Origin of the sequence: Stappia sp. BW2 (genome assembly GCF_008107695.1) — a bacterium.
Classification (GTDB): Bacteria; Pseudomonadota; Alphaproteobacteria; order Rhizobiales; family Stappiaceae; genus Roseibium.
This window is the reverse complement of the sequence record NZ_VIRG01000054.1, coordinates 1-12,405: the sequence shown is the minus strand read 5'-3', so window position 1 is coordinate 12,405 and position 12,405 is coordinate 1. Positions and strand designations below refer to the sequence as shown.

The window sequence follows — 12,405 nt, the reverse complement described above, 5'->3', positions numbered from 1 at the left end:
GCCTATCTCTCCCCTTCCGCGAGGATCGCGCCGAAATCCAGGAAAAGGCGCCGGTCGCAGCAATCCCAGTAGTGGTCGTCATGACTCACAGCCACGACCGTCTTTCCGCGTGCCTTGAAGTCCGGAAGCATCTCTTTGTAGAAAACTTCGCGGAAATGGGCGTCCTGGTCGGCGGCCCATTCATCAAAGACATAGATTTCGCGATCTTCCAGCAGCGCCACGATCATGGCCAGGCGCTTGCGCTGCCCCGTCGAAAGATCGCTTGTCGTGAAGCGACCGTTCTCGAACCCGACCTTGTCGTCGAGTTCCATCCGCTTGATCAGACGGACAACTTCCGCCGGCTCCGCATCCTCGATGCCGTACAGGCGGTCAAACAGGTGAAAGTCCGTGAAGATGCAGGAAAAGATCTCCCGGTACTGCTGCCGGTTTTCTTCCTTGATTTCCAACCCGTCGCACAGGATCTGCCCTGATGAAGGCTTGTAGAGACTGCAGAGCAGATTGAGGGCGGTGGATTTTCCCGCGCCGTTGCCCCCTGTCAGGAATACCGTTTCTCCCCGGTCCAGCGTCAGGTTCAGCGGCCCGGCTTCGAAGGTGATGTTTCCGTCGGCATCCAGATACCGGAAGGTCACGTCAACGAGCTGAAGTCTGGAAAAGCTCTTGAAGGGAGACCTTTCGCGCGGCGACGGGCCGGCGGGGGGCGGCGCCCCGTCGTCCAGCCGTTTTTCCAACGCGTAGACATGACCGAGCCCGGCTTCCGCGCGCCCCACGAGACGCAGGACCGACAGGATTGCGGCGGTTGGCCCGAGAGCGAAGACGGACGCAGCGGTGATCTTGTAGATCGTGTCCGTATAGCCGGAGAAGAAGGCTGGCAGGATGAACACAACGACACCGACCAGCAGAAAGATGAATGCATTGCTGAACTGAAGCAGCGTGACCCACTTTCCGCCCAGCCGGATCACGACATCGCGCAGCCGGCCGGTTACATCGGAAAAATGCGCGAACAGCGCATCGTTCTTGTTCGCATTCAGGCGGATTTCCTGAAAACCAAGCGTGAAATGCATGAGACTGTCCAGCATCTCGGCTTCCCGGTAGTGAACATCGACCAGTGAGGCCGTCAGCGCCCTTTGCCGCGACAGGAAGAAACGGACACCGAGATAGGTGAAAATCGAAATCACCAGGAAGGAAATGAGGGACAGCGTCGCGATGTAGAGAAACAGAAACAGGACCAGCAGCGCGCTCTGGGCGGCACCAATAAGCAGCGGCAGGGTCTGCGACAGGTGATCGGTTTCCTGGGCGACGGTCACATAGATATCGCCCTGCCCAAGCCGTTCGAGCGTTCTCAGATCCGCCTTTCTGATTTTGCTGACGATCCGTCTGCGCGTCGCTTCCAGGCGCGACTGCACAAACCGGTTGGCCTGATGCAAGGCAGACCGGTTGGACAGGAGGAAAATCAACAGCGTCAGAACATAGACGATGAGAAGCTGAGGCTCGACTTTCATGCCGAGAAGCGACTGTTCGGCAGCCTCGTTGACGAGGCCGACCAGACCGGCATTTCCCACCCCCGACAGGGTGGCCAGAACAAAAATCAGTCGGCGGCTTGCAGGCGGTCCGTCACGCAGCAGGCGGAGTATATTCATGCCGAACCTGCCATTACGAATTCAGCCCCCCTGATCCGGCGGCACCGGATCGCCTGACATCCTTGCAACGGGGTCTCTTCAGCAGCCAATCAAAGCTTCAAAAACGAGATCTTGATCGGCGCCACAGCCCTTCCGTTGGGTTGCATGCTATGCGGCGGACATGACCTGTGCAAGCATTGCGAAAATTGCATACACACGTATTTCCAAGAAAACTTCCCGGACAAATCAAGGTCTTCCTGCGCCGCAAAAGATTTTTCTATAACGGAATTCTACACTGGTTACCCTAAAGTCAGTTTTCCTGCGAATTTTGGTGCAAGCATGCAAAATACCAGGGTGGGGGGACTGTCCCTGTGCCCTCCTATTGGCTAACGTGACTCGCAATCGGACCGACGAAGGACACACAAAAACAGTCACCGGTTCGACTTCCGCGGCCCCATTCAGAGCGTTCGGACACCATGCAGAAAATCCGCGATTTCATAGAAGAGCAATTTCTGATCGAGTTCGATGAGAGCTTCCCGGAGACCTCCGACCTCTTCAAGGAAGGCGTGATGGACTCCTTCGGCTATATCCAGCTTGTCCGCTTCCTCGAGCAGGAGTTCGGCATCAAGTTCAGCGAACGAGAAATGACCGGCGGCGTGATGGTCAGCCTGACCCAGATCGAGCAAACGGTCGCGCAAAAAGTCGCTGAACGGGTAGACAGCTGATCCAGGGCGGGCAGTAACTTCATGTGCGGAATCGCTGGCATACTGAACCCGGTCCTTTGTGCAGAAACGCTGGGTGACGACATCCAGAGGATGCTCTCCCATATCGGGCATCGTGGCCCCGACGGAGCCGGTTATGTGGTCGACAACGGCTTTGCCATGGGCACTGTCCGCCTGGCGATCCTGGACCCGGCATCCGGCGTTCAGCCGTTCGGTGACCCGACCGGCCGCTACTGGCTCTGTTACAATGGCGAGATCTACAACTACCGGGAACTGAGAACGGAACTGGAAGCCAGGGGCTGCCGGTTCAGGACAGAGTGCGATACCGAAGTCGTTCTCAATGCCTGGATCACCTGGGGGTCGGATTGCCTGCGCAGGTTCAACGGCGGCTTTGCCTTTGCTGTCTACGATGCCAGGAACCGAGAGGTCTTTCTGGCGCGTGATCGCTTCGGAAAGCGCCCCATGTTCTACGCTCAGCGGGGAGAAACGCTGCTGTTCGGGTCGGAGATGAAAGCGTTTCTGGCCGTCCCGGGTTTCTCCTTCGAACAGGATCCGGCACAAATCGCCGCGATCCTGGGCCAGTGGACACCTCTGCCCGACCAGTCGGGCTTCCGCGACATAAAAAACCTTCCGATGGGGCAGTGGCTTTCGTTCCGCAATGCTGAGCTGACGACACACACCTACGCAGATCTCAGGTTCGACGAAGGACCGGATGTCAGGTCCGAAGAAGAGGCTCTGGAACTGATCCGGAAGCGCCTGACCCGGAGTGTCGAGCTGCGGTTGCGCAGCGATGTCGAAGTAGGCGTCTACCTGAGTGGGGGCGTTGATTCCGCCATCGTCGCTACGCTTGCGAAGGACTTTGCGACGAGGCCCGTGTCAACCTTTTCGGTAGAGTTCGAAGACGCGGAATTCGATGAGTCGGAAGACCAGCAACTGGTTTCCAGTCATCTCGGCACCCATCACCATGCGCAACGCATCACCTATGCCGACATTGCGGACAACACACCGGATGCGGTCTTCCATGCCGAGATCCCGGCCTTCAGAAGTGCCTTCGTACCCATGTACATTCTTTCGAGGCGAACGCAGGAAGAAGGGATCAAGGTCATTCTCAGCGGCGAAGGCGCGGACGAGGCTTTCCTCGGTTACGACCTCTTCAAGGAAACGCTTCTGCGTGGCAGCTGGGATGACCATACCGACGATGCCCGCCGGGAGCGGCTGAAACTGTTCTATCCACATCTCACGCATTACGGTCCGGAACACATCGCCGCCATGACCGGTCTTTACCAGCAGTTCTCGCAGGAGAAGATGCCCGGGCTTTTTTCGCATGAGCTGAGATTCCAGAACGGCCTTTTTTCCGCGCGCCTCCTGAAGGACGCAGGCGACCCGTTTGCGGAGATTTCAGCCCTCGTCGCGGCGCAGGCCTGCTACTCGGATCTGTCGCCGGTTCAAAAGGCCCAGTGGCTGGAATACAAGACGCTTCTCTCCGGCTATCTCCTGTCGACACAAGGGGAGCGGATGAGCCTCGCCCACGGTGTCGAGAACCGGTGTCCGTTCCTGGATCCCGATGTTTTTGCCCTGGCCACGTCCATCAACCTGAAATTTGACGACGGCTTTTCGGAAAAGCGCCTGTTGCGCGAAGCCTTCCGCGACCGGCTGCCCGACAAGATCATCGACAAGCGCAAGTTCCCCTATCGCGCGCCTGATGCGGCTGCATTTGCCGCAAGGCGCCCGGACTATCTCGACCTCGTCCTGAGCGAGACCGAGCTTTCGGGGCTGCCGTTCCTGAACGCGAAGTTTGCACAGAGGCTTGCGAACAAGGTCCTGACCAAGCCCGCCGGGGAAATCAGCACGAAGGAAAACCAGACCTTCCTGTATCTCCTGTCAATCTGCCTGCTCAATCGCACTTTTGTCCGGCGCGAAGAACTCCCTTCGGCAAACCTTCCGCCCCTTCAGAAGGTTGTCGATTTGAGTCAGACGTCCGAGGCTCACGTCTCCCACGGAAATTTGAGCTTGGTGACGTAACGGCGAATTCCAGCAAGAACAGCAGGATCGGAAAACATGCTCCTGTTGGCTTCGAGCGCGCGTTGCCTGTCCTGAACCGGATCTCCGCTACAGCCGGCAAGATAGGATTTGTACCGGGCAAGAGCAGGCCGCGTCAGATGCCGAAGACGAGCCAGGTGCTGGCGCAAGGCCACCTCCCCGTCTTCCGCCAGAACATCCACCAGCCCCGACGATAGGGCTTCCTCAGCGGAAACGGGTTTGGTCATCAGCGTCATGTACTGGGCACCTCGGCGCCCCATGCGTCTGATCAGAAATGGCAGGACACAGGCCGGGTAGATGCCGAAGAGCAATTCGGAAAGGCCGAACCGCGCGGTCTTCTCCGCAATCACGATGTCGGATGCTGAGACGAAGCCAACTCCGCCGGCGTTTGCACGCCCCTTGACCAGACACACCGTCACGAAGGGCCCCTCGGCCAGCTTCAGCCAGATATCGTAGAGAGGGGCAGGATCACCGGCCGTTCCGTTTTCGGAAATTGCCTCGAAATCCCCGCCAGCGCAAAAGATGTCCTCGCCGCCTTCGATCACGATCACCGTCACAGGCCTGCCGTCCGGGCCCGTGTCGGCAGAGCAAAGCTCCAAAAGGTGCGTGATATCGTTGATCATCCGGCCATTGATCGCATTGCCGACCTCAGGACGATGGAAAGCAACCCGGCAGACCCCTTCGTGAAAGGTCACCTTGAGAGTGTCATACGTCATGAGGTGTGACCTCCGCTATCGGGAGCTTCGAGCACCAGCGCCGCATCCATGCCACCAAACCCGAAGGAGAGTTTCAACGCGCGCCGGATGTCATGGACAGCGGGTTCCGAACGGACCCAGTTGAACCGGCTATCCAGAGGCTTTTCAAGATTGCGCGTCGGATGCAGCAGGCCTTCCTTCATCTGGATGAACACCGCTGCGGTCTCGATGGCTCCGGCAGCACTCAATCCATGCCCCAGAATGGATTTGGTCGCATTGATCCGGGCCTCCTCCAGCCCGAGGGTCCGGTAGGTTTCGCACTCGGCATCATCGCCTGCGGGCGTGCCGGTTGCGTGACCATTGACATAATCGATATCGGACGCACTCAGGCCGGCTTCAACCAGCGCCGTCATGGCTGCACGAACCTGCCCTGCCGAATTGGGTTCTGGCCCTCGTGCCCCATCGACAGCAAGTCCGACCCCGGCAATCCTGCCATAGGTCTTGCCCGCCGCTGCCAGATCCTGACGGCAGAGCACCAGAGCCGCACAGGCTTCGCCATAAATGAAGCCGTCCCGCGCGGCATCCATGGGCCGGCAGGCCTGCCCGGGTTGTTCAGAAAAGCGCATGGACCCCATCGCCCCCAACGAGCGCATGGCATGGAGATCGTAAGCTGACAAATCCTGCAGGGCTCCAAGGGCGATGCAGACATCGACACGGCCCGACCGGATTGCCTCTCGGGCCTGAATGAGTGCCACGGCACCGCTTGCAGACGCAGCACCAAGCGAATAGGCAAAGCCGCGGATCTTGAAAGTGGACGCACATAAGCCGCAGATGTCCGTATCAAGGAACATGTGTGCATGGCGCGGCGGCACATAGGCAAGCCTTGCCGAATAGTCCCGCGCCGCCAAAGCCTGTTCACGGGACATCAGGTTGCTGCCGCCGACGACAAGCCCGATCCGCTCCGGATCGATATCGTCCAGCCCCCCATCCTGCCAGGCCTCCTGCAGGACGGACAGCGCAACACGGCCGCTGAAGGACGCTGTCCTGGCGAGGCGCGGTGCCAAGACTTCGCTAGGCTCCGGCATCTCCACACCGATGAAAGGCGGTTCACCTTCCGCTGGCCCGCGCCCTTCGCGCGTCAGACAGGAAAAGATGTCGGGCGCTTCGTACAGTCCTTTCCGAAATGCCGTCTTGCCGTGGCCAAGGCCACAGGCAACGCCAATTCCGGTCACTGCGACGGTCACAGGGTCATCCAGCGCTCTTGTTGAACAGCAACTCGGCAAGTTCTCCGATGTTCTTGGGACCATGCAACTGGACCATCGGGATCTTCAGGCCGAGTTTTTCCATGGTCGACAGGATAACCTCGCTACGTTCAATGGAATCGACACCGAGTTCCGCCATCGAATCCTCGGGACTGATGGGCTGATCCGCCAGTTCAGGCACGGTTTCACGTATCTCCGCGATGACCATGTCCGCGATTTGCTTGCTGTCCAAAAGCCCCCCCCCTGACGTTTCGTCAGATCCAGATATAGTTTCGGTGGTAGTCTTTTACGGTATCGAGAACAAGGCGGTCTTTCATTCCCGTGGTCGGCCAAGCGCCGGGAATGATTCCGTGGTCAAGTTTCGTATCCTTGGTGCCGAAACGAATGACGGCCCCACCGGAAAGCAGCTCTTCATATTCAGCGATGGAAAGCCGGTATCGCTGATCAAGAGACTTTGAAATCTCCATGGACTGCAGTTTCTGCTTGCTCTGCGCAGTCGCGACGCCGCTGAAGAACTCCGAACAGCAACCCGACCCGTAGGAAAACAGGCCGATGCGGATCGGTTCGGTTAGATCCACAGTATCGATGGTTCCAGCCAGGGCGACAAACACCGACCCGCCAGCCGTGTTGCCCACCCTTTTTCCATAGGCAAGGCTTGGTCCCAGCCGCTTGTCAAAATCGGCCGCGATTTCCTGGGGTTTGGCCTTGTAGAGTTTTCTCATCAGGTGACGATGCGCGCCCTTCACCATGCCGCCGAAGGGCGTATGGAAGCAAAGCTGTGAAAAGGTCTGACGGAAATCGGCCCCCTCGACCCGGCGGGAATAATCCTCGAAGGCGCCGGCGCAGCAATCCAGGTAGGCCATCAGGGAAAGATCGGCATCTCCAGCTTCCGTGTCCGGCCCCGGGCGGCAGGTATCCATCACCTCGAAGGCATGATTGCCGTAGGCACCGGGATCGATCTGGAATATGTTCGGGCTGTCGGACACCAGCATGGCCACGGCGCCGGCGCCTGAACTTGGCTCTGAATAGGCCCATTCCTGAACAGCGTTGGCATCGGCGAGGGCAAACCGGGAAATGTCGGTGGTCACCACCAACGCTTTCCCGCCGGGGGACGTCTGGGCCAGAACGAAGTTGACCGCCATCTGCAGACCGGCACCGCCCGAATAGCAGGCCTGCTTGATCTCGAAGAGACGGCAGTTCGGTTTCAGATTCAGATGCTTGTGGACATAGGTGCTGAGCGATTTGCCGAAATCGATCCCGGATTCGGTGCAAGTGATCACCATTTCGATCCGGTTCCGCTCGTCCTCGCTCAAGCTGTCAACGATCGGCCGGGCGGCATTGACCGCGAAGGTGACCGGGTCCTCGTACGGCAGGGCGACGGTCTTTTCCTCCATCAGGAGGTTTTCGAAACGTGGCATGTCTAGGCCGCGATGGGTGCAGAGTTCCCGCACATCAAGCGCAGCCATGCCGACAAAGACGTTCATGGCTTCGATACCCACGGGGCGGCTCATGCAGCTGTCCTAACGTGCAGAGGCAGGGCCCCGAGACCACGGGCATTCATCCGGTCGAGCCGCCATTCCGGCGGCCCCGCCAGTTCAATGTGCCGGTATTTCCCAAGAACCGAGGAGAACGCGATCTGGGCCTCAAGGCGCGCCAGTGGTGCACCTATGCAGAAATGCGCCCCGCCACCAAAGGTGAACTGTGCATTGGCCTGCCGTGCGATATCGAATTCGTCGGCGCGTTCGAAACGCGCGTGGTCCCGGTTGATGGCGCCAATCAGGCCGATCACGGGCGCCCCTTTGGGAATCCGCGTGCCTTCGACATCGAAATCCTCCAGGGCAACGCGCAAAATCATGTTGCCGCCCGGTTCCATGCGCAGGAATTCCTCGATCGCGGTCCGGGTCAGCCCGGGGTCTTGTCGCAGGCGCTCCAGTTCCCCGGGATGGCGAAGCAGGAGCAACATGCCGTTCCCGATCAGCGTCACGGTGGTTTCATGTCCGGCTACCAGCATCGACACCAGGTTCGTCAGGGTCTCGTCTTCATCCAGCGTTCCATCGAGACGTGCCTGGATCGCCAGCCTCATCAGATTGTTTTCCTGCTTGTCCTGACGCTGCCTGATCTGCTCTCGCAGGAAATCCTTGAAATCGCGAAGGGCGTCCATGGCCTCGCGCTTCTGCTCCGGCGTCATCAGGATATCGCCAATGCGAATAAGCGATGCGCTCCATTGGCTGATCGTGACATCAAGGCTATCAGGAATGTCGAACAGTTCACACAGCACCCGCAGCGGCAGAGGCGCCGCGAAGGCTTCGATGAAATCGACCTGGCCATCATCGGGCATCGCAGCCAGCAACCGGCTGGCCTGTTGTTCGATCATGGGCACGAGGCGCGACATGGCCTGAGCCCGAAAGGCCGGCTCGTAGACCTTGCGCATCCGCCTGTGCTCGTCGCCGTCACAGTTGATCATCTGCGGCTGAAATTCACTGAAAAGGCGAAACCCCACCGGATCATGCTGGCGGTAGTCGTCGGATGTCCAGCCTCCAAGCCAGTTGCGCGTATCCCGGCCCATCGCGGTGGATTTGGAAAGTCGGCCGAAGGCCTTGTGCCCCAGTACGAAATAGATGCCGCTGCGCTCGTCGAACTGAACCGGTCCCCGGGCCTGCAGGCGGTGTAGTGTCGGATAGGGATTTTCCAGGAAATCCCTGTCGGACAGGATCGACCACCAATCGATATCATGACCATCTTCGGAAGCACCCGCCGTCTTTGGCAAATTCCCTTCGACTGGATGGTGTTCGGTCATGAGAGCTCGCCTGCGGGAGGGATCTGGGCTGGACTTTTACATCCTTTCCGTGAAGTGTTTCCCAAGCGCCCGTCGGCGTCAAGGAAGTAGGTGACAATCCCCAACGCCATGAAAATAAAAGCCATCAGCGACCTTCATCTGGCAAGCCCTGCCAATCGCGACGCGCTTCTTGATCTGCCTGCCTTCGGCAGCGACTGGCTGATCCTAGCCGGAGACATTGCAGAAAAATTCGAGCATATGCGCCTGGCGTTCGACGTGCTGACGCGGAAATTCGAAAAGGTTTTCTGGGTTCCGGGCAACCACGATCTCTGGGCCATTCCGGAGGAAAGGGGCCGCCCGGCACTCGCCGGCGAAAACCGGTATCGTGCGCTCGTTAATCTGGCCCGGTCCTTCAACGTGGTGACCCCAGAAGACCCATATGAAATCTGGAAGGGGCAAGGCGGCGAGCATGTCGTAGTGCCTTTGTTCCTCCTCTATGACTACAGCTTCCGCCCGGACCACATCGACCGCGAGACCGTCGTTGCCTGGGCCCGGGAAGAAGGCGCCGTGTGTGCAGATGAGATGTTCCTCGATCCCTCCCCCTGGAAAAGCAGGGACGCGTGGTGCGACAGGCGTATCGAGGAAACCGAACAACGCCTTGCTGGCATTCCTGAGGGCATGCCGACAATCCTGATCAACCATTTCCCCCTGCGCAGCGACCTTATTCACATTCCTCGTGCACCGCGCTTCACGCCCTGGTGCGGTACGCGCAGAACCGAAGACTGGCACACCCGCTTCAATGCAAGCGTCGTCGTGTCCGGTCATCTCCACACGCGCCGCACCGACTGGCGCGGCACCACCCGCTTCGAGGAAGTATCCCTTGGGTATCCGAAACAGTGGGATCAAAGCATTGGTATCGAGCCGTACCTGAGGGACATTCTGCCCGCCTAGCGGATCTCCGCAGCGGACATCGCTTCAGTTGTGTGTGCCGGCAAGATCAAGGAGATAGGTGAGCGGTGCGGGCTGTGGATCGACGATCAGGCTGGATTTGTCGGGATGACGCACGGCCAAAGCCATCAGATGTTCCGGGCCGGGCCGATAGCGCTCGAAATACCAGTTGGCGGCCGTATCAGCCAAACCGTCCCGGAAACTGATCTCGTCCGTTTCCAGATCGAAGGCAAAGGCGTCGAGAGGTTGCGACAAGCCTTTGCCGATGGCTTTCACATAGGCTTCCTTGAGGGTCCAGAAGCTGAGGAACGTCTCCAGTTTTTCCGGTCCCGTCGCGTCCTTGACCTTCAAACGCTCGCTTTCGGCGAACATCCGCTTGGCGAGGTCATCCGCCGGCGCATCGCGCTGAAGCCATTCCACGTCAACGCCGATATCGTGCTCCCGCGCCAGCGCGACAGCAGCCAGCCCGCGGGTGTGGGAAATATTCACCCGGTACCGAGGCTGTCCCGGCGGGCAGATGAGCTCGGGTTTGCCATGGTCTTCAACGCTGAAGCGCCAGTTACGGGGCGGTTCTCCGAGACAGTAGCTCAACAGACCGCGGCAGGCGGCATGCGCGGCGATGTAAACTTGCCTGTCGCGCTCGAAATGGAACCTGTCCGATCGCTCCTGCTCTTCATCGATCAGGATGCTGTCGAGCTTTTCCCAGTCTGCATCGCGGATCTCGTCCAGAAGCAGCCACCACACCGCCACGCGATCGGCTGACAAGAGCTGCTTGCCGGTCGCAGCGGGTCCGTGCGACAAGAAACTGCCAGTGTCCGGATTGCCACTCAGGGTCTTTTGCATGCGTTCAAATTCCTCCGCCCTGCCCACGGCCTTCTGCTTTGCAGGACAAGGATCTCAGTACTATCATATGGCGGTGGATCTTTTTAACACCGCACCGGTGTTCAGACAGTGGATGGAGATCGGTGACCGGATCGTAAAGACGACGCAAGGCTTTTCCCCCCTTGAAATCATCTATTCCACCGAACACAGCCTGAGCGACCCGTTCGACCATCTCGAGCATTCCCACCCGGCCCTCTTCATGACCCAGTTTGCCGCGGCAAAGCTGCTGCAGAGCAAGGGCATTCGGCCCGATCTTCTGCTCGGGGTCAGCCTGGGCGAGTTCGTTGCCATGAGCCTCGCCGGCATGTTGCCCTTTGAAAAGGCCCTCAAGGTCCTGGCCCACCAGCCTTCGGTCTTTCGCGGGACAACGTCACCCGGCGCACTGATCGCAATCCTGGCACCGGAACAGATTCATGAACAATCGCAGGTTCTGCGCGAGACGACAGAGATAGCCGGCATGAATGCCGAGCGCCACTGTGTGCTTGCAGCGCCGGAAGTCGAAACAGACCGGGTGATCGCGGAATTGCGACGCCTGGATATCCCTTTCCAGCGACTGCCGGTTCCCTTTGCCTTTCATTCCCGCTGGATCGAGACTGCCCAGGATGACTATCTGAATGCAGTGAAGGACGTCTCATTTGAAACACCGTTCTGGCCGGTCTGGTCTGCCTGTCTCGGGGCGCAGACGGAAGCCGCCGACGGCTCCTTCCTGTGGCGGATCGTCCGCGAGCCGATGCGGCTGCGCGCGACCATCGCCGCAATCGAGGCAAGAGGAAGCACGAACTACATCGACCTCAGCCCGACCGGCACTTTCACGGCAATCTTGCGCCAAGAGGTGGCCGGCGGATCATCGTCTTCGATCAGCGCACTGATGTCGCCCTTCGGCGGAGACCTGAAACGGCTCGATGCCCTTGTCAGATCCAGCCCCGACGAGACTGCTCTCGACTCAAGAAACTGAACCAACACAGAAACAGTTGCGAGGCCAGTACCACCGTTGGGTCCAGCAATCAGAACATGTTACCGGCTGTGCCTGCATTTGATGGGCAGCGCATTTAGGGGCTCCTCCCCTATGAGTTCGCAGCCCAGTCCAAAACCGACCACGCCATAAACAGAGCTAACTCATAAACGAGGACGATCGGTTACGTCAGCCTAGGTATTTTTGGACCTGCTTTTATCGGGGACCAAAAGCCCTCCTCGGATATTTCCGTTCGGCTTTATGTATTTAGTTTCTGGTAGAGGATTTTTCGATCGCGTGTCTCGGCTACGTCTTCGGGGTTCGCGCTTGCCATGATGCGGCCAAAGCTTTGTTTAGCCAATTTTTCGCGAGTTTACGTTGGACATGCGCCGTGAGCTCCGACCGACAAGGATTCGCTGTGAGTTTTTGCTTGTTTGTGTGGGACTGGAGTCCAGCTATCGGTGTCCTTGTGAGTTTAAGAACCTGGATGCCGTTGTGCGAATAACATAAAA

At 58.9% G+C, this 12,405-nt stretch carries 11 protein-coding genes; 4 read left to right on the top strand and 7 right to left on the bottom strand.

Going from position 1 to position 12,405, the window contains the following annotated elements; genetic code table 11:
- Positions 1-2: 2 nt before the first annotated feature.
- Positions 3-1,637 carry a cyclic peptide export ABC transporter gene (locus FMN63_RS06335; RefSeq protein ID WP_148583118.1) on the bottom strand — a complete coding sequence of 545 codons (1,635 nt, stop codon included), beginning with the start codon at positions 1,635-1,637 and terminating at the stop codon, positions 3-5.
- Positions 1,638-2,092: 455 nt separating this feature from the next.
- Between FMN63_RS06335 and FMN63_RS06330 the strand changes: the two genes are divergently transcribed.
- Together FMN63_RS06330 and asnB are read left to right on the top strand one after the other, a co-directional pair.
- Positions 2,093-2,341, top strand: a complete 249-nt coding sequence (locus FMN63_RS06330) for an acyl carrier protein (RefSeq protein WP_148583117.1) — start codon at positions 2,093-2,095, stop codon at positions 2,339-2,341.
- 21 nt (positions 2,342-2,362) lie between these two features.
- Complete coding sequence (gene asnB, locus FMN63_RS06325; RefSeq protein ID WP_148583116.1) at positions 2,363-4,360, top strand: asparagine synthase (glutamine-hydrolyzing); 1,998 nt, start codon at positions 2,363-2,365, stop codon at positions 4,358-4,360.
- Here the strand turns inward: asnB and FMN63_RS06320 are convergent.
- Genes FMN63_RS06320 through FMN63_RS06300 form a run of 5 tightly spaced genes read right to left on the bottom strand, consistent with a single transcriptional unit; the run spans position 4,324 to position 9,132 of the window.
- A complete protein-coding gene (locus tag FMN63_RS06320) occupies positions 4,324-5,094 on the bottom strand; it encodes an enoyl-CoA hydratase/isomerase (protein ID WP_148583115.1) in 771 nt (256 codons plus the stop codon). The two genes, asnB and FMN63_RS06320, sit on opposite strands and share 37 nt — an antisense overlap.
- Positions 5,091-6,317, bottom strand: a complete 1,227-nt coding sequence (locus FMN63_RS06315; RefSeq protein WP_205513880.1) for a beta-ketoacyl synthase N-terminal-like domain-containing protein — start codon at positions 6,315-6,317, stop codon at positions 5,091-5,093. The genes FMN63_RS06320 and FMN63_RS06315 overlap by 4 nt, the downstream gene beginning before the upstream one ends.
- Before the next feature lie 4 nt (positions 6,318-6,321).
- Entirely contained in the window at positions 6,322-6,567 is a 246-nt protein-coding gene (locus FMN63_RS06310; RefSeq protein ID WP_148583113.1) for an acyl carrier protein, read from the bottom strand.
- A gap of 22 nt (positions 6,568-6,589) precedes the next feature.
- Positions 6,590-7,846: a hydroxymethylglutaryl-CoA synthase family protein gene (locus FMN63_RS06305; protein WP_148583112.1), complete on the bottom strand. Its 1,257-nt coding sequence runs from the start codon at positions 7,844-7,846 to the stop codon at positions 6,590-6,592.
- Positions 7,843-9,132, bottom strand: coding sequence for a cytochrome P450 (locus FMN63_RS06300; protein ID WP_148583111.1), 1,290 nt, complete (start codon positions 9,130-9,132; stop codon positions 7,843-7,845). Before FMN63_RS06300 ends, FMN63_RS06305 begins: the two co-directional genes overlap by 4 nt.
- Before the next feature lie 108 nt (positions 9,133-9,240).
- On the opposite strand from FMN63_RS06300, the gene FMN63_RS06295 reads away from it, so the two are divergent.
- The gene (locus FMN63_RS06295) at positions 9,241-10,062 is read left to right on the top strand and encodes a metallophosphoesterase family protein (protein WP_148583110.1); all 822 of its coding nucleotides are present in this window, start codon (positions 9,241-9,243) and stop codon (positions 10,060-10,062) included.
- Between the two features lie 24 nt (positions 10,063-10,086).
- Here the strand turns inward: FMN63_RS06295 and FMN63_RS06290 are convergent, their stop codons facing one another.
- Positions 10,087-10,902 carry a 4'-phosphopantetheinyl transferase family protein gene (locus FMN63_RS06290; RefSeq protein ID WP_148583109.1) on the bottom strand — a complete coding sequence of 272 codons (816 nt, stop codon included), beginning with the start codon at positions 10,900-10,902 and terminating at the stop codon, positions 10,087-10,089.
- Between FMN63_RS06290 and FMN63_RS06285 the strand changes: the two genes are divergently transcribed.
- Positions 10,901-11,896, top strand: a complete 996-nt coding sequence (locus tag FMN63_RS06285) for an acyltransferase domain-containing protein (RefSeq protein WP_162529991.1) — start codon at positions 10,901-10,903, stop codon at positions 11,894-11,896. The two genes, FMN63_RS06290 and FMN63_RS06285, sit on opposite strands and share 2 nt — an antisense overlap.
- The last annotated feature ends 509 nt before the right edge of the window (positions 11,897-12,405 follow it).

Excerpts from the sequence above, each read along its gene's own strand:
- FMN63_RS06335 (WP_148583118.1), bottom strand. The coding sequence starts at position 1,637 with ATGAATATACTCCGCCTGCTGCGTGACGGACCGCCTGCAAGCCGCCGA.
- FMN63_RS06330 (WP_148583117.1), top strand. The coding sequence starts at position 2,093 with ATGCAGAAAATCCGCGATTTCATAGAAGAGCAATTTCTGATCGAGTTC.
- asnB (WP_148583116.1), top strand. The coding sequence starts at position 2,363 with ATGTGCGGAATCGCTGGCATACTGAACCCGGTCCTTTGTGCAGAAACG.
- FMN63_RS06320 (WP_148583115.1), bottom strand. The coding sequence starts at position 5,094 with ATGACGTATGACACTCTCAAGGTGACCTTTCACGAAGGGGTCTGCCGG.
- FMN63_RS06305 (WP_148583112.1), bottom strand. The coding sequence starts at position 7,846 with ATGAGCCGCCCCGTGGGTATCGAAGCCATGAACGTCTTTGTCGGCATG.
- FMN63_RS06300 (WP_148583111.1), bottom strand. The coding sequence starts at position 9,132 with ATGACCGAACACCATCCAGTCGAAGGGAATTTGCCAAAGACGGCGGGT.
- FMN63_RS06295 (WP_148583110.1), top strand. The coding sequence starts at position 9,241 with ATGAAAATAAAAGCCATCAGCGACCTTCATCTGGCAAGCCCTGCCAAT.
- FMN63_RS06285 (WP_162529991.1), top strand. The coding sequence starts at position 10,901 with ATGCGTTCAAATTCCTCCGCCCTGCCCACGGCCTTCTGCTTTGCAGGA.
- FMN63_RS06290 (WP_148583109.1), bottom strand. The coding sequence starts at position 10,902 with ATGCAAAAGACCCTGAGTGGCAATCCGGACACTGGCAGTTTCTTGTCG.